The organism is Rhodococcus spelaei, assembly GCF_006704125.1.
GTDB lineage: Bacteria > Actinomycetota > Actinomycetes > Mycobacteriales > Mycobacteriaceae > Rhodococcus_G > Rhodococcus_G spelaei.
In genome coordinates this window covers 107,554-130,971 of record NZ_VIGH01000001.1, presented here as the reverse complement: position 1 = coordinate 130,971, position 23,418 = coordinate 107,554, and the positions used below count along the sequence as shown (strand labels likewise).

The following is a 23,418-nucleotide window of genomic DNA, read 5'->3' as shown; positions in this document are numbered from 1 at the left end:
TCTCCCCCACTACGTGTCCGGGCCGGCGACCGCGACCCGCTTGGCCATCTCGAGCGACAGGGTGAACCCGCTGTCGGGGTCGCGGCAGAGCTGCGCTGTGGCCTCGGCGTGCGCACGAATCCGCGCATCGGGACTCGACTCGGCTGCGTCGAGGACCGCCAGGGAAGGTTCCCCGAGGGCCGCCAGCGCACGGCTCAGGCTGAGCTGCACGGGGTGGTCACCGCGTCCGAGCTCGGTCACCAGGTTGTCGGCCAGCAGTGCCTCGCTGCCGGGCGGCACGAGTGCCGTCGCTGCCCGCCACGCGCTGCGCGCGACCTCGTCGTCCTCGTCGTGCAGCAGCGCCGACACCGCGGGCCAGGCGATCCGGTCTCCGATCTTGGACAGGGTGTGCAGTGCCTGACTGCGAGCCTGTGGGGTGTCGGATCCGAGCTCGTCGATCAGCATGGGCACCGTGACCTCGGCGGGCAGGCGGCACAACGCCCAGGTCAGCATGTCGCGGACGAAGAAGTCCGGCTCGACGGCACACCGAGCGACGAGAGTCTCCGTCAGGCTCGGATCGCGGCGCGTGCCTGCGGCGAGTGCCGCCCGCAGCCGGCCCGACGGGTCGGCCGTGTCCAGAGCGTCGATGAGGTGGGCACCCGGCCCACCGTGGTTGGTTGTGTTCACGACAACCACCTCCTTCGTCGACCATTCGAGTCCTTGTCACAGTGTGAGGGTCAAGCCTCGTGTGCGTCGTAAGCGTGTGGCGGGGCCTCTGTGTCCATAGACTGGACCTGGTGTGAGACGCACGTCACATACTGCGTCCCCCATCGACGCCGAGGAGTGCCGTGGCCGAACAGGACGACTTCGAGCAAGCGGTGTTCAACTACGTCATCGTCGGGGCGGGCAGCGCGGGCTGCGTGCTCGCGGCCAGGCTGACCGAGGATCCCGACGTCTCCGTGCTGCTGCTCGAGGCGGGCGGGGAGGACGATGCCGACGAGATCAAGATCCCGGCGGCGTTCTCGTCCCTGTTCAAGACCAAGTGGGACTGGAACTACGAGACCGTTCCACAGAAGCACATGGATGCCAGGCCGGCGTACTGGCCGAGGATGAAGGCCCTCGGTGGGTGCTCCTCGATGAACGCGATGGTCTACATCCGTGGCAATCGAGCGGACTTCGACGGCTGGCGCGACGAGCACGGCGCCCGGGGTTGGGGATACGACGATGTACTCCCCTATTTCGTTCGCGCGGAACACAATTCCCGTTTGTCCGGCCCGTGTCACGGCACCGACGGCCCGCAGCATGTCGAGGACCGCCGGTACACCCACGAACTGTCCGACGCCTGGGTCGCGGCCGCGGTCACTGCCGGGTTGAAGCCGACCGACGACTTCAACGGCGCCGATCAGGAGGGCGTGGGCCGCTACCAGGTGACCTGCCACAACGGTCGGCGCTGGTCCACCGCGGACGGTTACCTGCGGCCGGCACTCGGCCGTCCGAACCTCACCGTGCGCACCGGGGCGCAGGCGACGCGGGTGGTACTGCGCGGTACCCGGGCCGTGGGGGTGCGGTACCTGTCCGGTGGGGACGAGGTCGTCGCGCGCGCCTCGGTCGAGGTGATCCTTTCCGGTGGCGCGGTCAACAGCCCTCAGTTGCTCCTCCTCTCCGGCATCGGGCCCGCCGAGCACCTGCGGGAGGTGGGCATCGACGTCGCGGTGAGCCTGCCGGGCGTTGGCGAGAACCTGCACGACCACCCGGCCGCGGGGCTGATCTGGTTCACCCGGGGTACCAGCGCGCTGACGGATTTCACCACCCCGGCCCGGCTGGCGCAGTGGCAGCTCACCCACCGCGGCCCGCTCACCTCGAACGTCGCCGAGGTCGGGGCGTTCTTCGCCAGCGGAGACGGCCTGCCCGCGCCGGACCTGCAGGTGCACGTCGCGCCGACCGGTTTCTATGACAACGCCCTGCGCGACTTCCCCGGCCGGGGCTTCACGTCCGCGGCAACCCTGGTCAGCGTCGGCAGTCGCGGACGGCTGCGGCTGCGTTCGTCGGACCCGACGTGGCGGCCGGACATCGACCCCCGGTACTACGAGGACCCGGCCGACCTGGACGCGATGGTCGTCGGGCACCGGCGGTTGCTCGACATCGCGCGCGAGGCTCCGATCGCGGGGTTCCTGGACCGCCCGTACCTGCCCGCCAAGACGGACGGGCTCACCGACGCCGAGCTCGCCGCACACATCCGGGCCACGACGCAGACGCTCTACCATCCGGTCGGTACGTGCGCGATGGGCGACGGGGAGAACGCTGTCGTCGACCCACAGCTGCGGGTGCGCGGGGTGGACGGGCTGCGGGTGGTCGACGCCTCGGTGATGCCGACCGTCACCCGGGGAAACACCAACGCCCCCACCATCATGATCGCCGAGAAGGCCGCCGACCTCATTCGCGGCGACCGCTGACCCACCCGCCTCGAATCGAAGGACATGCGATGACCACTCTGGAGACCGGAACCCCGGGCACCGGCGGAACCCATTCCGCCCCCGATGCTTTCGATTCCCTCGATCCGGCGACCGGCGAGGTCGTGGGCACCCACCCGATCGCCGACACCGCGGCCGTCGATGCCGCGGTCGCGCGGGCGCGGGAGGCCGCACAGTGGTGGTCGGGCCTCACCTTCGCGCAGCGGCGCACCCACCTGGACGCCTGGGCGGGGGTGATCACCCGGCGGATCGCGCAGCTGGCGGACGTCATGCGCGCGGAGACCGGCAAGCCGCACTCCGACGCGCAACTCGAGGCCGTGATGGCCATCGGACATCTCACCTGGGCGGCCAAGAACGCTCCGAAGGTGCTGGGCCGCAAGCGTGTTCCGTCGGGAATGGACATGATCGACCATGCCGCGACGGTCGAGTACCTGCCGCTCGGGGTGGTCGGGGTCATCGGCCCGTGGAACTACCCGGTGTTCACGCCGATGGGTTCGATCGCCTATGCCCTGGCCGCCGGCAACGCGGTGGTGTTCAAGCCCAGCGAGTTCACACCCGGTGTGGGGGCCTGGCTGGTCGACACCTTCACCCAGGCCGTGCCGGACCACCCGGTCCTGCAGTTGGTCACCGGCCTCGGCGCCACCGGCGAGGCGCTGTGCCGTTCGGGCGTCGACAAACTGGCCTTCACCGGGTCGACCGCCACCGGTAAGAAGGTGATGGCCGCCTGTGCCGACACCCTCACCCCGGTGGTGATCGAGGCGGGCGGCAAGGACGCGCTGCTGGTCGACGCCGACGCGGACCTCGATGCTGCTGTCGACGCGGCGCTGTGGGGTGGGATGTCGAACGCCGGGCAGACGTGTGTGGGCACCGAGCGGGTGTACGTCCACGAGGGTGTGTACGACGCGTTCGTCGCCCGGCTGACGGATCTCGCCGCCACCATTCGGGCGGGCACCGACCCGGATGCGCAGATCGGCCCGATGACCATGCCGACCCAGTCCGCTGTGGTGCGCAGGCATGTTCTCGATGCCCTCGACCGCGGCGGCCGCGCGGTCGTGGGTGGTCCGGACTCGGTGGGCGAGAAGCTGATTCAGCCGACCGTGCTCGTCGACGTGCCGGAGGACTCGATCGCCGTCACCGAGGAGACGTTCGGCCCGACCCTCACCGTCGCGAAGGTCCGCGACATGGACGAGGCCGTCCGCCTGACCAACGCGTCGCGCTACGGACTCGGCGCCGCGGTGTTCAGCAAACGCCGCGGGATGGAAATCGCCCGGCGGATCAGGTCCGGGATGACGGCGGTGAACTCGGTGATCGCGTTCGCGGCCATTCCGTCGCTGCCGTTCGGTGGGGTCGGGCAGTCGGGATTCGGCCGGATCCACGGACCGGACGGTCTGCGCGAGTTCACGTTCGCGAAATCCGTTGCACGCCGTCGGATGCCCGCGCTGATGGCCATCACGAGCTTCACCCGCACCGCGAAGACGGACAAGATCCTGACCACCCTCACCACGCTGAGACACGGCCGTGGCTGAGGGTCGGCATCCGGAGGGGTGGGAGCGACGCGCGCCGCCCGTCCACGGTCAGCGGAAAGGTACAACGTCAGCTACATTCTAGTTACGAGACTGGTGCCACCTCGGTGCCAGGTCGTGGTCGTCGCGACGATCACGGCCGGGCAACCGATCAGGAAGGAAGTCGCGAGCTATGGGATCTGGCAAGGACAAGGACAAGAAGGCATCGAGCTCGACGCCCGCCACGAAGCCACTGGCGGTCGGGGACCAGGTGGTGACCAGCGCCGATCCGGTCCTGCCGGACGGGGATCCCTCCGAGCAGCCCGGGGTGATCGTCGATGACTTCGCCGGCAGCCTGGCAGACGACGCCGACTACGGCCGCGACTGGGCGCACGCGCGGCGGTGGGCGATCAAGCTCGACGACGGGCGGCTGGTGTTCCGCTCGTCGGAGGAGGTCGAACGCCCCGCAGGGTGACCCGCGTCGCGTTCTCGCCACGCGCACCCTCCCCGGCGGGCGCAATGCCGGGCGGGGACGCAGACTAGGGGAATGTCCGCCGACCCAGGATTCACCCCGACGCAGCTCGCGGCCCGTGCCGCGTACCTGCTTCGGGGTAACGACCTGGGCACGATGACCAGCGCCGCGCCGCGGCTGTACCCGCACATGTGGAGTTGGGACGCCGCCTTCGTGGCGGTCGGCCTGGCACCGCTCAGCGTCGAGCGGGCGGTGGTCGAACTCGACACCCTGCTCGACGCCCAGTGGCGCAACGGGATGATCCCGCACATCGTGTTCGCGGGCGGCGTCGACGGCTACTTCCCCGGCCCCGACCGCTGGGCCTGCTCCGCGCTCGCCGCCGCGGCCCCCGCCTCGCCCCGGACCTCCGGCATCACCCAGCCGCCCGTGCATGCGATCGCGGTGCAGCGCATCCTCGACCACTCCCGCCGGCACGGCCGCAGCACGCGGGCGGTCGCCGAGGAGTTCCTCGACCGCCGGTGGACAGACCTCGTCCGCTGGCACCGGTGGCTGGCAGAGGCCCGCGATCCGAAACAGTCGGGGAGGCTGACGCTCTATCACGGCTGGGAGTCGGGCATGGACAACTCGCCCAGATGGGACGCTTCCTACGCCAACGTCGTCGCGGGCCCCGTCCCGGCCTACCGACGCGAGGACACCGCCGTCGTCCTCGACCCCACGCAGCGGCCCACCGACGGCGAGTACGACCGGTACCTGTGGCTGCTCGAGGAAATGAAACTTGCCCGCTACGACGACGCTGAACTGGTGTCCACCATGAGTTTTGCCGTCGAGGACGTCTTCGTCAGCGCGATCTTCTCGCTGGCCTGCGAGGTGCTCGCGACCATCGGGGAGGAGCACGCGGCGCCACGGTCGGACGTGCGCGAGCTTCACGAGTGGGCCGCCCGGTTCCGTGGCGGCGTGGTCGCGACCGCCGATCCACGCTCGGGCGCGGCGCGGGACTTCGACCTGCGCACGGGGCGGTGGATCGGCACCGAGACGCTCGCGATGTTCGCGCCGCTGCTGTGCGGTGGCCTCGACCGCGAGTCCGAACGCGCGCTGCTGCGGATCTTCGAGGGGCCGCGCTTCTGCGGGCATCCGGACCTGAGGTACGCGGTGCCGCCGTCGACGTCGCCGGTGTCGGGAGACTTCCGGCCGCGCGAGTACTGGCGGGGACCGGTGTGGCCGGTGATGACGTGGCTGTTCTCCTGGGTGTTCGCCCGTCGCGGTTGGGCGGAGCGGTCGCTGCACCTGCGCAGCGAGGGGCTGCGCCAGGCTAGCGACGGCAGCTTCGCCGAGTACTACGAACCGTTCACCGGAGAACCCCTCGGCAGCATGCAGCAGTCGTGGACCGCCGCCTCGGTCCTGGACTGGCTCGGCTGAGTGTTCATTCGCAGTTTCGTTGCCCCGAAACGGGTATCGGTTTAGTCTCGGGCGATGACGTCGCAGCGCCGTGCCCGTGCCCGAAAAGTGATTCGCCTCGCCCCGCTGTTGTTGGCGGGTGCGTTCGTCCTCGGCGTGCCCGGTGTGGCGACCGGGGAACCGGTGAAGGGACCGGACGTCGCGTCCTGGCAGCACCCGGGCGGCTCGGGCATCAACTGGTTCGCGGTGCGGGCGGCGGGCCACAACTTCGCGATGGTCAAGGCGACGGAGGGGCTGAGCTACGTCAACCCGTACTTCATTCAGGACGGCATCGGCATGCGGGCCGCGGGGGTCGCGCGCGGCGCGTACCACTACGCCGACGTCTCGCAGTCGCCCGAGGCGCAGGCCGCCTTCTTCGCGGGTACCGCATTCCCGATCGTCGGTGGCGGCCTGCCGCCGGTGCTCGACCTCGAGGACACCAAGGGTCTGCCGCCAGCGGCGGTGATCGACTGGACCCACCGCTACCTGAACTCGGTGCAGGCGCTCACCGGCCGACAGCCGATCATCTACACGTACCCGAACTTCTGGCGCACCGCGATGGCCAACACCACCGAGTTCGCCAACTACCCGCTGTGGATCGCCGACTACAACGGGCAGAACGCGCCCGGTCCCCTGCCCGGCGGCTGGCGCGACTGGACGTTCTGGCAGTACACCAGCACGGGCCAGATTCCCGGCGTGAACGGCAACGTCGACCTCAACTACTACAGCGGCCGGCTCGGGTCGATCGACAACTTCTCGAATCCGTTCGGTAGCTGACCGAACCGCCGGGCCGGGGCGCCCGCCCGGCGTAGGCTTTTCAGGGTGCTGAGGCGCGAGGCTGCCTGGGAGTACCTGCGCGGCGCACTGTGGGTGCTGCCGGCGATCGCGGTGGTGATCGCGTTGGTGCTCGGGTCGATCCTGTCGACCCTGAATCCGCAGCCGGGCGCCTGGCTGCACCGGCTCGCCTTCCAGGGCACACCGGACGACGCCCGCACCCTGCTGATCGGCATCGCGGGAACGATGATCACCGTCATCGCCCTCATCTTGGGGCTCACCGTGGTGGCCCTGCAGTTGTCGTCGACGCAGTTCTCGCCGCGGATCCTGCGGAACTTCCTGCGCGACCGGTCGAATCAGTTGGTGCTCAGCGTCTTCGTCGCCACCTTCGCCTACAGCATCGCGGGCCTGTACACGGTCGGCGTCTCCGCCGGGAGCCGCACTGCCGACTATCCGCGGCTGGCGGTGAGTTGGGCGATCGTGCTGCTGTTCCTGAGCCTGGCCGCGCTGGTGTACGAGATACACCACCTGACGCACTCGCTGCAGATCGACGACATCATGCGGAACGTGGAGCGGGGCACACGCGACGTCGTGCGACGCGGGTTGCCCGCGGTGTCGGACGCGGGGTTGCCCGCAGTGCCGGAGTCGGCGACCGTGATCGTGTCCGCACACACCGGCTACGTGCAGACCGTGCACCCCGGCGCGATGGTCCCGCTCGCCGCGCGGCACGCGGTCACCGTTCGGATTGCGCCGCGGGTCGGCGACCACATCACCGCGGGCAGCACACCGCTCGCCTGGGTGTGGAGCAGGTCCGGTCCGGTCGCGGACCTGTCCGAAGTGGGACGCACAGTCGAACGGGCTGTCCGAATCGGGTTCGAGCGGACCCTGGAGCAGGATGCCGCGTTCGGCCTGCGTCAGCTGGTCGATGTCGCGTCAAAGGCGTTGTCCCCGGCCGTGAACGATCCGTACACGGCGGTGCAGGCGGTCGACCACCTGAGCGGGATCATGGTCTCGCTGTCCCGCCGCGAGCTCGGTCCGCTGGTCCTTCCCGCCGGTTCGGACGGTGACACCGTCGGTGTGCCGGCGTACAGCTTCGCCGACTACCTCGACCTGACCTGCGCTCAGATCAGGCGGTACGGCGCGCGTGAGCCCACGGTCCTGCTCGCACTCGTCCAGCTGCTGCGGGACTGCACGGCCGCGACGGCCGACGACGGTCGCCGCGCGGCGATCGGGCACCAGCTGAGCCTGCTCGAACAGGACGGGACGCGCGAGATAGTGCAGCCGGCCGACCTGACTGCTGTCGCCGCCGCGGCGGGCGCGCTCCGCGCACAGCTGTAGGCGACCTCCGAACTGTGCGCGCAAAGTACCCCAACCGGGGTGAACCGCGCGCACGGGCGGCGGAGCCGCCTACAGCACCTGCGAGAGGAACGCCTGCAACCGGTCGGTCTGCGGGTCGTCGAACAGCGCCTCGGGCTTGCCCGTCTCCACGACCACCCCCCGGTCCATGAACACGACGGTGTCGGAAACCGTTCGAGCGAAACCCATCTCGTGGGTCACGACGATCATCGACATACCGGTCGAGGCGAGGTCCGCCATCAGCGCGAGCACGCCCTTGACCAGTTCCGGGTCCAGCGCCGAGGTGGCCTCGTCGAAGAACATGATCTCCGGCTTCATGGCCAGCGCACGGGCGATTGCGACCCGCTGCTGCTGGCCGCCGGACAGGTTCGCGGGCCGGGACTCGGCCTTCTGTCGCAGTCCGACCAGTTCGAGTTGCTCGAGCGCCGCCGCGCGGGCCTGTTCCTTGGACAGTCCGCGGAGCTTGCGGGGCCCGAGCGCGACGTTGTCGAGCACGGTGCGGTGCGGGAACAGGTTGAAGTGCTGGAACACCATGCCGATTCGCTGCCGCAGCTGGTCCGGGTTGTCGGCGAGTACCGACCGCCCGTCGATCAGGATGTCGCCCTGCTCCGGTTCGTGCAGGCGATTGAGCACCCGCAGCAGCGTCGACTTGCCGGACCCGGACGGCCCGATCACCGAGGTGGTCTTACCGGCGTCGACGTGAATGTCGACCCCGCGCAACACCTTGTTCTTCCCGAACGACAGGTGCAGGTCGGTGCCGCTGAGCGAGCCGGAGGCGGCGGGTGTCGGGTCGGTCGATCCGGACGTGACGGCAGTGGTCACCGCTATCCCCTCTCCACGACGATGGCTTGGTCGAGCGGATCGAGGGTGCCCGAGGTGTCGGACTTGCCGGTCCGGAGCCGCTTGTCGATGTAGTTCACCAGGTGGGTCAGCGGAATCGTCAGCACCAGGTAGAACAGGCCCGCCGCGACCAGTGGCGACAGATTGCCCGTCTGCGCGTTCAGATCCCGTCCCACCGCGAACAATTCGCGTTGGGTGGCGAGCAGCCCGAGGAAGTAGATCAGCGACGAGTCCTTGATCAGCGAGATGAACTGGTTCATCAGCGCGGGCAGCACTCGCCGCACGCCCTGCGGGATGACCACCAGGTTCATCGCCCGGCGGTGGCTGAAGCCGATCGCCCGCGCCGCCTCGAGCTGACCCGGCTCCACGCTCTGGATGCCGGACCGGAAGATCTCGCCGATGTACGCGGCCGCCAGCAGCGACAGTGCCGCGGCACCTAGCCAGTACGGATTGTTGCCGGTCAGCCCCTTGACCACCGGTCCGACCCCGAGCCCGACGATGAGGATGATGACCACCGCCGGCAGGCCTCGGAAGACGTCCGTGTAGACCCGGGCCGGCCAGCGCAACCAGCGGGTGCGAGAGATGCCCGCGACCGCGAGAAGCATGCCGAGCACGGTGCCGACCACACCGGAAGTCACGGCGAGGATCACCGTGTTCGGCAGTCCGGTCTTGAACAGGTCGGGGATCGCCTTGCGGTACAGGTCCCAGTCGAAGAAGGTGTCGCCCAGTTGCGCGAGAGTCGACTTCTGTTGCGCCTGCTCGCCGGTCGGGTTCTGCTGCGCGTGCTGGGCCGCGAGCGCGGCGAAGTCGGGCAGCTGGGGTGCAGGTTCGGCCTTGCTGCCGGGCTTCCAGCCGGTCGGCAGCTGTCGCGGCACCCACTCCGAGTACAGCCTGGACCATGTGCCGTCAGCGATCACCGCGTCCAGTCCGGAGTTGAGGGCGTCGATGAGCGGCTGGTTGCCCTTGTTCACCGCCCAGCCCACGAAGTTGTTGAGGCTGAAGGTGTTCTGCACGATCGACGTCGCGTCGCCCGGCTTGATCGCACCCTCGGCCTGCTGGGACGGGGCGACCCAGGCGTCGATCTGTCCCGACTTCAGGTTCGCGTACGCGGTGTTGTAGTCGGGGAACTTCACCGGGTCCAGCTTGAGGGTGTTCACGACATAGTCGTCCTGCACCGTGCCCTGCACGACACCGATCCGGGTACCCGCGTTGAGGTCCGAAAAGCCGTGCACCTTACCGCCGTTCGGCGCAACCAGCGAGAAGTAGCCGAAGTCGTAGCCGTTGGTGAACCCGACCGTCCGGCGTCGCTCGTCGGTGGTGGTGATGGAGGACGAGCCGACGTCGAAGCGCTTGTTCGCGACCTGGGAGAGCAGACCGGCGAACTCGGTGCCCGAGAACTCGATTCGCAGTCCCAGCTTGTCTGCGATCGCTCGGAGCAGTTCGTTGTCGAACCCGGTGAAGGTGCCAGCGGAGTTGACGCAGATGCTCGGCGGGGCGTCGGACAGCGTGCCGACGCTGATCTTGCCGGGGGTGATCAGGCCGAGGGCGCCCACGTCGATCTGGTCGAGGGGCTTGGTCGTCGCGGTGGTGTAGCGGTCCTCGCCCGCGGCGGCCGCGGCAGCGTCGAGGTTCGTCGGTGCCGCCGCCGCGCTGCCGATGCCGGGCGGCGAGCACAGGTCGGTCGTCGAGCCGTTCTGACTGCCGCACCCGGCGGCGGCGACAGCGAGCAGCATCGCGAGCACCGCCAGGACCCATGCCTTCACCGAACGTGACCGCAGCATGGGTGGAGCCTAGTCCCGGTCGACGCCCGGCACCGGGATCCGAGCGTGGGGTGCCGGACTCGTCAGGCCAGGCCGGCGAGCGGCTCGGGATAACGCTCGTCGCGCCAGCGGACCGCGTCGGCGAGTGCGGTCAGGTCGTAGTCGGGGCCGCCCGCGCTGACCGTGAACAGGGTCGCCCCGGCCTGGAGGAAGGCCGGCGCGGTGTCGCGGCCGGGCCATGCCACCGATCGTTCGATGCGGCCGGGCTCGCGTCCGACGTCGGCGCAGTGCGAGGCCAGCACCTCGGACTTGTGCACGAGCGCGTCGAGGTCGGCGAAGCTGTGCCAGATGTCGGCGTACTCGGCCACCAGGCGCAGCGTCTTGCGCTCGCCGCCACCGCCGATCAGGATTGGGATGTGCCGGGTAGGGGCCGGGTTGAGTTCGCGCAGTCGGCTCGCAATGCGGGCCAGGTTGTCGCCGAGCAGGCGCAAACGCGTTCCGGCGGTACCGAATTCGTAGCCGTACCGGTCGTAGTCCTTCTCGAACCAGCCGCCGCCGATGCCGAGGATCAGCCGGCCGCCGCTGATGTGGTCGACGGTGCGGGCCATGTCCGCCAACAGGTCCGGGTTGCGGTAGCCGCCGCCGGACACCAGGGCGCCGATCTCGACGCGCTCGGTCTGCTCCGCCCACGCGCCGAGCATCGTCCAGCACTCGAAATGCGCGCCGTCGGGATCGCCGTAGAGGGGAAAGAAGTGGTCCCAGTTGAAGACGATGTCGACGCCGAGATCCTCCGCGCGCAGCACCGCATCGCGGATCAGGGCGTAGTCGGGGGCCTGCTGCGGCTGGAGTTGGAAACCGATGCGAACCGGGCGAGTCATGTGCCACTCCCTTGACGTCGAGGTGAGCCAAGGCCAACGGTAGTCCGGGAAGGACCCGATCGCAGTCGAGTCACGCAGTGCTCTGGACAAGGGGGCCACAGTGAAGGTCGTCAGTGAACCCGGACCGCCGGCGGGGGTCCGCCGCACCCTCGCCCGACTACCGATCGGCCTGTACCGGGCCCACCTCGGGTGGCTGCTCGGCGGTCGTTTCCTGCTGTTGCACCACCGCGGCCGCAAGTCCGGACGCCCGCGTCAGGTGGTGCTCGAGGTGGTCGAGCACTCGCCCGACCGCAGCTACGTGCTGGCGTCCGGATTCGGCACCAAGTCCGACTGGTACCGGAACCTGCTCGCCGCACCGGACACGACCGCCCAGGTCGGGCGCCGCGTCCTCGCCGTGCACGCCTCGCCCATCGGGGTCGACGAGGGGGCGGAGTTGATGGCGCGGTACGCGGGCAGGCATCCGCGGGCGGGCCGGGCGCTGTGCAAGCTGATGGGCTTCGAGGTGGACGGCAGCCGGGCCGACTTCCTCGCGGCGGGCCGTCGCATTCCCTTCGTGCGGCTGTCGCCGACCGGGGGCTGATCGGTCGGCGACCCGCACACCTCTTTCGTCGCCGGCTCACACGCGCTGCACGCCGAGCGGGGATGAGCCGGCGACAGAACCTGTGTGCCGCGCGCGAAGCGCTCGTCAGGGCCGCCTCGGACTTTGCGATACTCTGCGCCGGACCACCCTCAACTCGGATCGTCCGGCACGTTCCTGCCGGTGAAGGGATCGACGAACACCCATGGCGACAGTCACCTACGACTCCACCACCTGCCTGTTCCCCGGTTCGGACACCCCCGCGGTGGACCGGCTCGACTTGCACATCGAGGACGGCGAGTTCCTCGTCCTGGTCGGGCCGTCGGGGTGCGGCAAGTCCACCTCGCTGCGGATGCTGGCCGGCCTCGAGGACGTGCACTCGGGCCGCATCCTGATCGGCGACCGGGACGTGACCGCGTCCGAGCCGAAGGACCGCGACATTGCGATGGTGTTCCAGAACTACGCGCTGTACCCGCACATGTCGGTCGCCGAGAACATGGGTTTCGCGCTCAAGCTGGCGAAGACGCCGAAGGCCGAGATCCGCCAGCGGGTCGAGGAGACCGCGAAGATGCTCGACCTGTCGCAGTACCTCGACCGCAAGCCGAAGGCACTCTCGGGCGGTCAGCGCCAGCGCGTCGCGATGGGCCGGGCGATCGTCCGCAGCCCTCAGGTGTTCCTCATGGACGAGCCGCTGTCCAACCTCGACGCCAAGCTGCGTGTGCAGACCCGCACCCAGATCGCGCAGTTGCAGCGACGACTCGGCACCACGACGGTCTACGTCACCCACGACCAGGTCGAGGCGATGACGATGGGCGACCGGGTCGCGGTGCTCAAGGACGGCATCCTGCAGCAGTGCGCTGCCCCGCGTGAGCTGTACTCCCGGCCCGCGAACGTCTTCGTCGCCGGCTTCATGGGTTCGCCGTCGATGAACCTGTTCACGGTGCCCGTCGCTGACGGCGGAGTGCTGCTCGGCGACACCCTCATCCCGGTGCCCCGCGCCACTCTCGCCCGCGCCGGCAACGCGGAGGTCGTCCTCGGGATCCGCCCGGAGCACCTCGAGCTCGCCGACAGCGGCATGGAGATGGAGGTGGACGTGGTCGAGGAGCTCGGCTCGGACGCCTACATCTACGGCCGCATGGCGGTCGCGGGCGCCGCGCAGACCGTCACAGCGCGGGCGGACTGGCGCAAGCCGCCGCAGAAGGGCGACCGGGTGAACCTGCACGTCGATCCCGCCGAGGTGCATCTGTTCTCGGTGTCGGACGGGTGCCGGCTGGGGTGAACCTGACCGATCCAGTGCGGGGGTAATGACCGGATTCCGCACGCTCGCGTGCCACAGTAGGCGACGACACATGCCTCGGTCCGGTGGAGCTGGCGCACGACGAGGGCCGGATATCTCTTTCGAAAGGTGGACCATGCGTTCCTTCAACACGCGTTCACGCGTAGCGGTGGCGGCCTCTGCCGTGGCGCTGCTCGCGCTCGCCGGGTGCTCGAGCAGCAGCAACGGCGGCGGCAGCGTCGACGAGGCGGCAGGCAAGAATCTCGACGGTCGCGGCGCGATCTCGTTCGCGATGGGCAAGAACGACACCGACAAGTTGCAGCCGGTGATCGAGAAGTGGAACGCCGCCCACCCGGACGAGAAGGTCTCCCTCAAGGAGCTCCCCGGTGAGGCCGACGACCAGCGCAACAAGCTGGTGCAGTCGCTGCAGGCCGGCAACGACGACTACGACGTGATGGCGCTCGACGTGGTCTGGACCGCGGAGTTCGCCGCGAACGGCTGGCTGCAGCCGCTGGAAGGTTCGCTCGCGCTGGACACCTCCGGTCTGCTTCCCGCGACCGTGGCGACCGCGACGTACCGCGACAAGCTGTACGCCGCGCCGCAGAACACCAACGCCCAGCTGCTGTACTACCGCACCGACCTGGCCCCGGCCGCTCCCGCGAACTGGAAGGCGCTGACCGACAGCTGCTCGGTCGCCAAGGCCAAGGGCGTCCAGGACTGCCTGGTCACCCAGCTCAAGCAGTACGAGGGCCTGACCGCCAACACCACCCAGTTCATCAACTCGTGGGGCGGCGCCGTCGTCGGACCGGACGGCAAGACCCCCGAGGTCGAGTCCCCGCAGTCCAAGGCCGGGCTTCAGGCCATGGTCGACGCCTACACCGGCGGCCAGATCGCCAAGCGCTCCACCGGTTTCACCGAGGAGGAGACCAACCTCGCATTCGTCGGCGGTGAGTCGATGTACGCCTACAACTGGCCGTACATGTTCACCAACGCCGAGAAGGACGGTTCCGCGGTGAAGGGCAAGTTCGCGGTCGCGCCGATCGTCGGACCGACCGGCCCGGGTGCGTCCACCCTCGGCGGCTACAACGACGGCATCAACGTCTTCTCCAAGAACAAGGCCACCGCGCGGGACTTCGTCGCGTTCATCCAGAACCAGGAGAACCAGGTCTCCTTCGCGAACGCCTCATTCCCGCCGGTGCTGAAGTCGGTCTACGACGACGCCGCGCTGGTCGCGAAGTACCCCTACCTGCCGGTGCTCAAGACGGCGCTCGAGAACGCCAAGCCGCGTCCGGTCACGCCGTACTACAGCGCAGTCTCGAAGGCCATCCAGGACAACGCGACCGCCGCACTGACCGGGAAGGCGACCGTCGACCAGGCGGTGGCCGACATGTCCGCGGCGATCACGCAGGCAGCCAAGTAACACCGACCGGCCCGTTCGGTTCGGCAGATCCATTCGAGACGAGGACCAGGTAGACAACGATGGCTGACTCTGCCGAGCCGAGGCCAGCCGACGAGGGCGCCGTCGCGGCCGGAGTGATCGACTCCGGCCGCGACGTCCCCGTCGGGGACGGTCCCACACCGGACCGCCCGCGCGCCCCCAAACGGAAGCGCGACTTCCGGGCGGTGTGGCTGATCGCCCCGACGATGGTGATCCTGGCCGTCGTCATCGTGTACCCGGTCCTACGCGCGGTGTACCTGTCGTTCCAGCGCGACAAGGGCGTCGACCCGGTCACCGGCCGCTTCGTCGAAGGCGGCTTCGCCGGCTTCGACCACTACCTGATGTGGCTGACCGGCAACTGCGGTTCCGGCGCCGGCACCTGCCCGCCCGGAACCCTCGGCTCGGACTTCTGGCCCGCGGTCGGCATCACCTTCTTCTTCGCGGTCGTCACCGTGTCCATCGAGGTTCTCCTCGGGCTGTGGATGGCGACCGTCATGAGTCGCAGTTTCGTCGGCCGCTCGGTGCTGCGGGCCAGCGTCCTGATCCCGTGGGCGATCCCGACGGCGGTCACCGCCAAGCTGTGGTTCTTCATCTTCGCCGAGAACGGCATCGCGAACCGGCTCCTGGGCACCTCGATCGGCTGGACGACCGATCCGTGGGCCTCCCGGTTCGCGGTCATCATCGCCGACGTCTGGAAGACGACGCCGTTCATGGCCCTGCTCATCCTCGCGGGCCTGCAGATGATCCCCCAGGACATCTACGAGGCGGCGCGCGTCGACGGTGCCACCGCCTGGCAGCGGTTCAAGTCCATCACCTTGCCGCTGGTCAAGCCGGCGCTGATGGTCGCGGTGCTGTTCCGCACCCTCGACGTGCTGCGCATGTACGACCTGCCGGCGATCCTCGCCGGCACCAGCGGTGCCACGCCGACCACGACGGTGTCCATCCTGGCGGTCGCCGGCATCCGCCAGGACCAGATCCAGAGCGCGTCGGCCCTGTCGACGCTGATCTTCCTGATGATCTTCGCGGTGGCCTACATCATGGTGAAATTCCTCGGCGCCAACGCGGTGCGCACCCAGGACGCGCAGCGGAAGGGGGGCGATCACTGATGGGACGGCACCGCAAGCCCGACGATATCGACGACGAGCACCACGACACCGCCGCCGACACGCACCTCGACTCCGCCCCGAGCGTGGTCGAGTACCGCCGCAACGACCAACTCGAGACGGTGGTGTTCCCGACCGTGTCCGTGATGGAGGAGACCGTGCCCCCGGCGGCAGTTGCGACCGAACGTGTCCGCCGCCGCAGCGTCGGTCCGGCGATTCGCAACTACATCGGGGTGATCTTCATCCTGGCGTGGGGCCTGGCCCCGTTCTACTGGATGGTCGTCACCGCGTTCCGCAACTCCGAGCACACCTTCGACACAACGCCGTGGCCGACGTACCTGACCCTCGACAACTTCCGCGCGGCACTGTCGACGGACAAGGGCAACGACTTCCTCGGCGCGATCGTGAACAGCCTGATCATCGGCGCGGTCACCACCGCCGTCGGCCTGCTGCTCGGCGTGTTCACCGCGTACGCGTTGGCGCGCATCGACTTCCGCGGCAAGTTCGTGGTCACCGGCATCATCCTCGGTGCGTCGATGTTCCCGACCATCGCGCTGGTGACGCCACTGTTCCAGCTGTTCGGCAATCTGGGCTGGATCGGGCAGTACCAGGCGCTGATCATCCCGAACATCTCGTTCGTGCTGCCGCTGACCATCTACACCCTGACCTCGTTCCTGGCGGACCTGCCATGGGAACTCGAGGAGGCGGCCCGGATCGACGGTGCCTCGCGAGGCCAGGCGTTCCGGCTGGTGATCATGCCGTTGGCCGCGCCCGCACTGTTCACCACCGCGATCCTGGCGTTCATCGCCACCTGGAACGAATTCATGCTGGCCAGCCTTCTGTCCACGGAGCGGACCGAGCCGGTGACGGTGGCGATCGCGCGCTTCGCGGGCGCGAATTCGTGGGAGCAGCCGTACGCGGCGATCATGGCGGCGGGCACCATCGTGACGATCCCGCTGGTGATCATGGTGCTGCTGTTCCAGCGTCGGATCGTGTCGGGCCTGACCGCGGGTGGCGTCAAGTCGTGAGCGTGGGCGGCCGGTGAACCGGGCTCGGCGGCGACAGCAGCTCGAGATGCTGATCGGGCTGCTCGGCTTCTTCACCGTCGTGGTCTTCGTCGCCGCCGCGGCGGGCATCGTGCGCGGCAACCCCGGCGTGACGCCGTCGTTGGTCCTGCTCGGCTGTGCGGCGGCGCTCGCGCTGGCGGTCAGGGCCTGGCGAAGGGCTCGGTGAACGTTCGGCGTTTCGGATGGACGTTCGGTGTCGCGTGATGTGAGGATGCGGGAGAGACCTTTCTTCTTCTGACCGATCAGGAGACTGCATGTGAGCTCCCCCTCCGACGCGACCTCGGAACCATCCACGCCCCCGGACGACCCGGGCGGTGGTGGTCCGCTGGCGGGAGGGGCGCCCGCCGCGGGGTCGGTCGGAGACCCCCCGTCGACGTCGGGAGGTGGACCGGACGTCACGTCGGGCGGGGAGCCGCCGGGCAAGCCGCCCCGACGCAGGCGACGGAAGCTGCTGTGGGCGGCGGCAGCGCTGGTGCTGCTGCTGATCGTCGTGCCTGCGGCCGTGTTCGCGGTCGGGTACTGGCGCGCGGAGGTGCCCCGACCGTCGGACATGCGGACCAACCAGGTCGCGACGATCTTCGCCTCGGACGGCTCGACGATCACCAGAGTGGTTCCGCCCGAGGGGAACCGCACCGAGGTGAAGCTGGAGGAGATTCCCCAGCACGTGCAGCAGGCGGTGCTCTCCGCCGAGGACCGCAACTTCTACTCCAACCCCGGTTTCTCGCTGTCCGGGTTCGCCCGAGCGGCCCGCGACAACCTGCTCGGCAAGGACAGCGCCGGCGGCGGCTCGACCATCACCCAGCAGTACGTGAAGAACACCCTGGTCGGCGCCGACCGCAACGTGGTCCGCAAGATGCGTGAGCTGGTGATCTCCTCGAAGATGGCGCGGCAGTGGTCCAAGGACGACATCCTCGCCGCGTACCTCAACACCATCTACTTCGGCCGAGGTGCCTACGGCATCGCGGCCGCCTCGAAGGCGTACTTCGGCAAACCGGTCGGCGAGCTGACGGTCGCGGAGGGGGCGGTGCTCGCGGCGGTGATCCAGAGCCCCACCTCGCTCGACCCCGAGACAAACCATGCCGGTGCCGAGTCGCGGTGGAACTACGTCCTCGACGGCATGGTGTCGATGGGCGCACTGAGCTCCGCGGACCGGACCGCGGCGACCTTCCCGCCGGTGCTGCCGCTGTCGCAACTCGTCGACGCCAATGCCGCGCGGGGCCCGGAGGGGCTGATTCGGACCCAGGTACTCAAGGAACTGGCCGCCGCGGGCATCAGCGAGCAGGAATTGAACACCGAGGGCCTGCAGATCACCACGACCATCGACCCGAAGGCGCAGGAGGCCGCGCTCGACGCCGTCCGGACCACCCTGGACGGTGAACCGCCGGAGTTGCGCACTGCGGTGGTCTCCATCGACCCGCACACCGGTGGTGTCCGGGCCTACTACGGCGGCGCGGACGGGGCCGGTTTCGACTACGCGCAGTCGCCGCTGCAGACCGGCTCGTCGTTCAAGGTGTTCGGTCTGGCCGCGTTGCTCGAGGACGGCCAGGGCCTGCAGACGATGTTCAACAGCGCCCCGCTCACCGTCGGCGGGGTCACGATCACCAACGTCGAGGGCGAGTCCTGCGGCACCTGCACCATCGCCGAGGCGCTCAAGCGCTCGCTGAACACCAGCTTCTACCGGATGACGAGGTCGTTGCAGGACGGCCCGCAGAAGATCGCCGACGTGGCGCACCGGGCCGGGGTCCCCACGCAGATACCAGGTGTGGCGGGCGAGAGCCTCAGTCAGGACGGCGGCCCGCCGGAGGACGGAATCGTGCTGGGCCAGTACCAGACCCGGGTCATCGACATGGCCTCCGCGTACGCGACGTTCGCCGCGTCGGGTGTGTACCGGACGCCGCACTTCGTGCAGCGGGTGGTCACCGCCGATGGCCGGGTGCTGCTGGACCGGGCGCCGGATCCGGGTCAACAGCGGATCGATCCGGCGGTTGCCGACAACGTCACCCAGGCGATGATGCCGATCGCGGCGTACTCGCGCGGGCACGGTCTGTCGGGTGGCCGCCCCTCCGCCGCCAAGACGGGCACCTCACAGCTCGGCGACACCGGCAAGAACAAGGACGCGTGGATGGTCGGGTTCACGCCCTCCCTGTCCACCGCGGTGTGGGTGGGCACGGAACAGTCGCAGGCGCTCGTGAACAGTTGGGGTGGACCGATTTACGGGTCGGGTCTGCCGTCGGACATCTGGAAGGAGACGATGGACGGCGCGCTCCAGGGCACCGACTGGGAGTCCTTCCCGTGGCCGAAACCGATCGGTGGTCAGGCCGGCGTTCCGACCTACTCCGGCGGCACCACCGGCACTTCGGCTTCGGGCACCGGCACGGGCACCGGCACGGGCACGGGCACGGGCACCGGTGCCGGCACGGGCGGCACGCCGGCGGCCCCGGTCCCTCCTGCCGCGTCGCCCGAGGCCCCGGTCGCGCCCGCCCCGGCTCCCCCGCCGGCCCCGGTCGCGCCCGCCCCGGCTCCCCCGCCGCGCAGCGTGGAAATCCTTCCGGGCGTGGTCATTCCGCTGCCCGGCTGACCTGACCGCCCCTTTCACCACGAGCATTGAACGGGGGTTCGCGTGTGACCCGCCGGTCGGCGGATCTCGCACATGAACCCCCCGTTCATCACAGCGGGAGGGCGAGCCGGTGACCGCGGAACCGTTGCCGCATGCGCCGGTCGTGGGTGACCAGGACGACCGTGCCCGCGAACGCGTCCAGCGCGTCCTCGAGTTCCTCGGCCAGCGCCGGTGACAGGTGGTTGGTCGGCTCGTCCACCAACAGCAGGTCGGCGCCGCAGGTGACGAGCAGCGCCACCTCGAGGCGTCGCCGCTGCCCGAAGGACAGATCCGCCAGCGGCCGGTGCAGGTCGTCGGGCCGGAACAAGCCCAGCGAGAGCAGTTCCGCGGCTGCGTCCTCCGGATATCCCGGCCGGTGGGCGGCGAAGGCCTGCGTGAGTGTCTCCCCCGCGGGCCAGGCGCCGCCGGACTGCCGGAGGAAGCCGGCGCGCGCCGGCGCGCGCACCTCGCCGCTGTCGGGCACGAGCGTGCCCGCGATCACCCGCAGCAGCGTGGTCTTGCCCGCGCCGTTCGGACCCGTCACCAGCAGTCGGCTCCCCGGGTGCAGCTCGAGGTCGGGGATGGACAGCCGCGACCCGACGCGCACGTCGTGCAGTCGGACGATCGGCCCGTCGGAGGCACTGCCGGTCTCCCGCGCGAGCGACGGCGTGAAGGTCAGCGGATCCGCGGGTCGCTCGACGGGTGCCTCGATGAGGCGTTGAATTCTCTCCTTGGCGTTACGAATTCGTCCTCGAGCCCCGTGGTCGCGTCCGCGTGCGCGGAAGGCCCCGTGTCCGAAGCCCGCCTTCTCCTGCTTACGCGGGATCGACTCGAGCCGCGAGGCGTTCACCGAGACGAGGTGCTCGCTGCGGGTGAGTTCGAGCCGCCATTCCTCGTATTCCTGTAGCCGCGAACGACGTTCGGCTGCCTTGGCGGTGAGGTAGCCGTCGTATCCGTCCCCGTAGCGCCGGATCCCCCGGTCGGCGACCTCGAGGATCACCGGCGTCAGGCGAGCCAGGAACTCGCGATCGTGGGTCACCGCCACCACTGTTCCGCGGTGGGTGACCAGACGTTCCTCGAGCCACGCGACGGCCGCGTCGTCGAGGTCGTTGGTGGGCTCGTCGAGCAGCAGCAGTTCGGCATTCGACGCCAGGCTCGTGGCGAGCGCCAGCCGGGCCCGCTCGCCGCCCGAGAGGGTGCCGAGCCGGCGTGACCGGTCGAGGTGCGGCAGGCCGAGTGCGTGCAGGCCCACCTCCACCCGATCGTCGACCGCGTAGCCGTCGATGCTCTCGAAAAGTGTGGTCGCATCGTCATATTCGGCGAGCAGCGGATCCAGCCGGACCGCGTCGACGCGGGCCAGCCGCGCTTCGAGGGCACGGATCCGGGCCTCCATCGCGCGCACGTCGCGGAGGATGTGGTCGATCGCGGCGGCGACCGTCGGGTCGCCGGGCAGGTCCAGCGACTGCGCGGCGTGGGCGATGCCACCGGGTGCGACGACCCGGACCTCGCCGTTGTCGGGAGGTAGGCATCCGGCGAGCAGTGCGAGCAGAGTCGACTTGCCGGATCCGTTGTCGCCGACGACGCCGACCTTCTCGCCTGGGGCGATCGACAGGTCCACCGAGTCGAGAACGAGGCGGTCCCCGAATCGCTTGGAGGCAGAACGAAGGGAGAATTGGGGGACGGGCATGGTGCGGTCCTTTGCCCCGGACCGGGTCCGGGTGATCGAGAGGAAGGAGTCCTCGCACGCCCACTGGTGACGAAAGTGGTTGCGTGCGCTCAGGACTCGCCGCGGAGCGTGCTCGACGCGGCGTCCCGATCTAGGAATTCAGTGTGCCCATGCCGACCAGGGTAGCGTGGCGGACCGGTGTCGTCCACCGATATACCCGCCGACCTCCAGGGAGGGTGGACCGGAAACGACTGTGGCGGTGGGCGAGTCCTCGGACTCACCCACCGCCACAGTCGTGGTGTTCGTGGTTACTCGGCTTCGATGATGAAGGCCTCGAGGTCGGCACGAGCCTTGTCGTCGGCCATCTGGATCGGCGGCGACTTCATCAGGTAGGCGGAGGCCGGGTAGACCGGTCCGCCGATGCCGCGGTCCTTGGCGATCTTCGCGGCGCGGACGGCATCGATGATGATGCCGGCCGAGTTCGGGGAGTCCCAGACCTCGAGCTTGTACTCCAGGTTCAGCGGGGCGTCACCGAAGGCACGGCCCTCGAGGCGCACGTATGCCCACTTGCGGTCGTCGAGCCACTCCACGTAGTCCGAGGGACCGATGTGGACGTTGCGGTCGTGGACCTTGCCGGCGAGCGAACCGGTGAGGTTCGACGTCACGGCCTGGGTCTTGGAGACCTTCTTGGACTCCAGGCGCTCACGCTCGAGCATGTTCTTGAAGTCCATGTTGCCGCCGACGTTGAGCTGGTACGTGCGGTCCAGCACGACGCCGCGGTCCTCGAACAGCTTCGCCATCACGCGGTGGGTGATGGTCGCGCCGACCTGGCTCTTGATGTCGTCGCCGACGATCGGGACGCCGGCGTCCTTGAACTTCGCGGCCCACTCCGGGTCGGAGGCGATGAACACGGGCAGGGCGTTGACGAAGGCGACGCCTGCGTCGATCGCGCACTGCGCGTAGAACTTGTCCGCGGCTTCGGAGCCCACCGGCAGGTAGGACACCAGCACGTCGACCTCGGCGGCCTTGAGGGCGGCGACCACGTCGACCGGCTCCGCGTCGGAGAGCTCGATGGTCTGCGCGTAGTACTTGCCGATGCCGTCGAGGGTCGGGCCGCGCTGGACGGGGACGTCGAGCGGCGGCACGTCCGCGATCTTGATGGTGTTGTTCTCGCTGGCGAGGATCGCCTCCGAGAGGTCGAACCCGACCTTCTTGGCGTCCACGTCGAACGCGGCGACGAACTGCACGTCGCGGACGTGGTACCGGCCGAACTTCACGTGCATGAGGCCGGGGACGGTGGCGGTCTCGTCCGCGTCCTTGTAGTACTGAACGCCCTGGACCAAGGACGAGGCACAGTTCCCCACGCCCACAATGGCCACGCGCACCGCGGTGCTGTTCTCACCCATGGTCGGGTTCTCCTTCTTTCTTGGGTGCTGCTGTTGATGTTTGCTCGGCCGCGATCAGCTCGTTGAGCCAGCGCACCTCGCGCTCACTCGATTCGAGTCCGAGCTGATGGAGCTGACGGGTGTAGCGATCGAGCGAACTGCTCGCCCGCCCCACCGCGTCACGGAGGCCCTCCCGGCGCTCCTCGACCTGGCGTCGCCTGCCCTCGAGAATTCGCATCCGCGCTTCGGCTGGGGTGCGACTGAAGAAGGCGAGGTGGACACCGAAACCGTCGTCCGTGTAGTTCTGCGGACCGGTGTCGGCAACAAGTTCAGCGAACCGCTGCCGTCCCGCTGGGGTCAGCTCGTACACGCGGCGGGCGCGTCGCTTGACGGTGCCCGTCGGACCGGCGTCCTCGGCGATCAATCCGTCGGCCTGCATCCTGCGCAGCGTCGGGTAGAGCGAGCCGTAGGAGAAGGCGCGGAAGGCGCCCAGCAGTCCGGTCAGCCGCTTGCGCAGCTCGTATCCGTGCATCGGCGACTCGAGGAGCAGCCCGAGAATTGCCAGTTCGAGCATCGCGTCCACCTCCCGAGTCGTCCGAACCTAACGCATTGATGCGATGCCAAACTATATCGCAGCGATATATACGGCGACACTTCTATCGGAGTTAGCTGTGACACGGTGTCACAGCCCGGTGTGTGGCGGATCGAAGTCGTCGGACATCCCTTCGGTCCCGGGCCTCGGCGTGTCGCGCCGGACTCGACGAAGGCGGCGCGCATCGCCGACCGCGCGTGTGGGGATCGTCACGCCGGCGAACCGCAAACCCGCAGGTTCGAGTGCGGCGTG

Annotated in this window: 20 protein-coding genes; 13 read left to right on the top strand and 7 right to left on the bottom strand. The window is 69.2% G+C overall.

Going from position 1 to position 23,418, the window contains the following annotated elements; translation table 11 throughout:
* Nucleotides 1-9: 9 nt before the first annotated feature.
* A complete protein-coding gene (locus FK531_RS00565; RefSeq protein ID WP_181762765.1) occupies nt 10-675 on the bottom strand; it encodes a HEAT repeat domain-containing protein in 666 nt (221 codons plus the stop codon).
* Nucleotides 676-827: 152 nt separating this feature from the next.
* Here FK531_RS00565 and FK531_RS00560 point away from each other — a divergent pair, with 152 nt between their 5' ends.
* The 6 genes from FK531_RS00560 (at nt 828) to FK531_RS00535 (ending at nt 7,970) form a co-directional block, all read left to right on the top strand.
* Nucleotides 828-2,432 carry a GMC family oxidoreductase gene (locus FK531_RS00560; protein ID WP_142094719.1) on the top strand — a complete coding sequence of 535 codons (1,605 nt, stop codon included), beginning with the start codon at nt 828-830 and terminating at the stop codon, nt 2,430-2,432.
* A gap of 29 nt (nt 2,433-2,461) precedes the next feature.
* The gene (locus FK531_RS00555) at nt 2,462-3,976 is read left to right on the top strand and encodes an aldehyde dehydrogenase family protein (protein WP_142094718.1); all 1,515 of its coding nucleotides are present in this window, start codon (nt 2,462-2,464) and stop codon (nt 3,974-3,976) included.
* Nucleotides 3,977-4,145: 169 nt separating this feature from the next.
* On the top strand, nt 4,146-4,427 hold the full coding sequence (locus FK531_RS00550) for a hypothetical protein (protein WP_142094717.1): 282 nt from the start codon (nt 4,146-4,148) through the stop codon (nt 4,425-4,427).
* A 72-nt stretch (nt 4,428-4,499) separates the two neighbouring features.
* Entirely contained in the window at nt 4,500-5,840 is a 1,341-nt protein-coding gene (ggh, locus tag FK531_RS00545) for a glucosylglycerate hydrolase (RefSeq protein WP_142094716.1), read from the top strand.
* 54 nt (nt 5,841-5,894) lie between these two features.
* The gene (locus FK531_RS00540; RefSeq protein WP_142094715.1) at nt 5,895-6,635 is read left to right on the top strand and encodes a glycoside hydrolase family 25 protein; all 741 of its coding nucleotides are present in this window, start codon (nt 5,895-5,897) and stop codon (nt 6,633-6,635) included.
* Between the two features lie 45 nt (nt 6,636-6,680).
* Entirely contained in the window at nt 6,681-7,970 is a 1,290-nt protein-coding gene (locus tag FK531_RS00535) for a DUF2254 domain-containing protein (protein WP_142094714.1), read from the top strand.
* 69 nt (nt 7,971-8,039) lie between these two features.
* On the opposite strand, the gene FK531_RS00530 is transcribed toward FK531_RS00535, so the two are convergent.
* From FK531_RS00530 to FK531_RS00520, 3 genes are all read right to left on the bottom strand, one after another.
* Nucleotides 8,040-8,810 (bottom strand): amino acid ABC transporter ATP-binding protein, encoded by a 771-nt coding sequence (locus tag FK531_RS00530; RefSeq protein WP_142094713.1) that lies wholly within the window; start codon nt 8,808-8,810, stop codon nt 8,040-8,042.
* 2 nt (nt 8,811-8,812) lie between these two features.
* Entirely contained in the window at nt 8,813-10,561 is a 1,749-nt protein-coding gene (locus FK531_RS00525; protein WP_435531007.1) for an ABC transporter substrate-binding protein/permease, read from the bottom strand.
* A 110-nt stretch (nt 10,562-10,671) separates the two neighbouring features.
* Nucleotides 10,672-11,466 (bottom strand): LLM class F420-dependent oxidoreductase, encoded by a 795-nt coding sequence (locus FK531_RS00520; RefSeq protein ID WP_142094711.1) that lies wholly within the window; start codon nt 11,464-11,466, stop codon nt 10,672-10,674.
* Nucleotides 11,467-11,566: 100 nt separating this feature from the next.
* Between FK531_RS00520 and FK531_RS00515 the strand changes: the two genes are divergently transcribed.
* The 7 genes from FK531_RS00515 (at nt 11,567) to FK531_RS00485 (ending at nt 19,505) form a co-directional block, all read left to right on the top strand.
* The gene (locus FK531_RS00515; RefSeq protein ID WP_142094710.1) at nt 11,567-12,046 is read left to right on the top strand and encodes a nitroreductase family deazaflavin-dependent oxidoreductase; all 480 of its coding nucleotides are present in this window, start codon (nt 11,567-11,569) and stop codon (nt 12,044-12,046) included.
* A 202-nt stretch (nt 12,047-12,248) separates the two neighbouring features.
* A complete protein-coding gene (locus FK531_RS00510; protein ID WP_142094709.1) occupies nt 12,249-13,322 on the top strand; it encodes an ABC transporter ATP-binding protein in 1,074 nt (357 codons plus the stop codon).
* Nucleotides 13,323-13,455: 133 nt separating this feature from the next.
* Nucleotides 13,456-14,739, top strand: a complete 1,284-nt coding sequence (locus FK531_RS00505; RefSeq protein ID WP_142094708.1) for an ABC transporter substrate-binding protein — start codon at nt 13,456-13,458, stop codon at nt 14,737-14,739.
* A 59-nt stretch (nt 14,740-14,798) separates the two neighbouring features.
* Nucleotides 14,799-15,863: a carbohydrate ABC transporter permease gene (locus tag FK531_RS00500; RefSeq protein WP_142094707.1), complete on the top strand. Its 1,065-nt coding sequence runs from the start codon at nt 14,799-14,801 to the stop codon at nt 15,861-15,863.
* Between the two features lie 143 nt (nt 15,864-16,006).
* A complete protein-coding gene (locus FK531_RS00495; RefSeq protein ID WP_142095285.1) occupies nt 16,007-16,888 on the top strand; it encodes a carbohydrate ABC transporter permease in 882 nt (293 codons plus the stop codon).
* 13 nt (nt 16,889-16,901) lie between these two features.
* The gene (locus FK531_RS00490) at nt 16,902-17,093 is read left to right on the top strand and encodes a hypothetical protein (RefSeq protein ID WP_142094706.1); all 192 of its coding nucleotides are present in this window, start codon (nt 16,902-16,904) and stop codon (nt 17,091-17,093) included.
* Nucleotides 17,094-17,252: 159 nt separating this feature from the next.
* Nucleotides 17,253-19,505, top strand: a complete 2,253-nt coding sequence (locus FK531_RS00485; protein ID WP_435531006.1) for a transglycosylase domain-containing protein — start codon at nt 17,253-17,255, stop codon at nt 19,503-19,505.
* 88 nt (nt 19,506-19,593) lie between these two features.
* Here the strand turns inward: FK531_RS00485 and abc-f are convergent, their stop codons facing one another.
* The 3 genes from abc-f to FK531_RS00470 all read right to left on the bottom strand — a co-directional run bounded on the left by abc-f (nt 19,594) and on the right by FK531_RS00470 (nt 23,148).
* A complete protein-coding gene (gene abc-f, locus FK531_RS00480; RefSeq protein ID WP_142094705.1) occupies nt 19,594-21,210 on the bottom strand; it encodes a ribosomal protection-like ABC-F family protein in 1,617 nt (538 codons plus the stop codon).
* A 287-nt stretch (nt 21,211-21,497) separates the two neighbouring features.
* Nucleotides 21,498-22,595, bottom strand: a complete 1,098-nt coding sequence (locus FK531_RS00475) for an inositol-3-phosphate synthase (RefSeq protein WP_142094704.1) — start codon at nt 22,593-22,595, stop codon at nt 21,498-21,500.
* A complete protein-coding gene (locus FK531_RS00470) occupies nt 22,588-23,148 on the bottom strand; it encodes a PadR family transcriptional regulator (protein ID WP_142094703.1) in 561 nt (186 codons plus the stop codon). Before FK531_RS00470 ends, FK531_RS00475 begins: the two co-directional genes overlap by 8 nt.
* Between the last annotated feature and the right edge of the window lie 270 nt (nt 23,149-23,418).

Coding starts and splice junctions, on each gene's coding strand:
- FK531_RS00555 (WP_142094718.1), top strand. CDS start 2,462: ATGACCACTCTGGAGACCGGAACCCCGGGCACCGGCGGAACCCATTCC.
- FK531_RS00550 (WP_142094717.1), top strand. CDS start 4,146: ATGGGATCTGGCAAGGACAAGGACAAGAAGGCATCGAGCTCGACGCCC.
- ggh (WP_142094716.1), top strand. CDS start 4,500: ATGTCCGCCGACCCAGGATTCACCCCGACGCAGCTCGCGGCCCGTGCC.
- FK531_RS00540 (WP_142094715.1), top strand. CDS start 5,895: ATGACGTCGCAGCGCCGTGCCCGTGCCCGAAAAGTGATTCGCCTCGCC.
- FK531_RS00525 (WP_435531007.1), bottom strand. CDS start 10,561: ATGCTGCTCGCTGTCGCCGCCGCCGGGTGCGGCAGTCAGAACGGCTCG.
- FK531_RS00520 (WP_142094711.1), bottom strand. CDS start 11,466: ATGACTCGCCCGGTTCGCATCGGTTTCCAACTCCAGCCGCAGCAGGCC.
- FK531_RS00510 (WP_142094709.1), top strand. CDS start 12,249: ATGGCGACAGTCACCTACGACTCCACCACCTGCCTGTTCCCCGGTTCG.
- FK531_RS00505 (WP_142094708.1), top strand. CDS start 13,456: ATGCGTTCCTTCAACACGCGTTCACGCGTAGCGGTGGCGGCCTCTGCC.
- FK531_RS00500 (WP_142094707.1), top strand. CDS start 14,799: ATGGCTGACTCTGCCGAGCCGAGGCCAGCCGACGAGGGCGCCGTCGCG.
- FK531_RS00495 (WP_142095285.1), top strand. CDS start 16,007: ATGGAGGAGACCGTGCCCCCGGCGGCAGTTGCGACCGAACGTGTCCGC.
- abc-f (WP_142094705.1), bottom strand. CDS start 21,210: ATGCCCGTCCCCCAATTCTCCCTTCGTTCTGCCTCCAAGCGATTCGGG.
- FK531_RS00475 (WP_142094704.1), bottom strand. CDS start 22,595: ATGGGTGAGAACAGCACCGCGGTGCGCGTGGCCATTGTGGGCGTGGGG.
- FK531_RS00470 (WP_142094703.1), bottom strand. CDS start 23,148: ATGCTCGAACTGGCAATTCTCGGGCTGCTCCTCGAGTCGCCGATGCAC.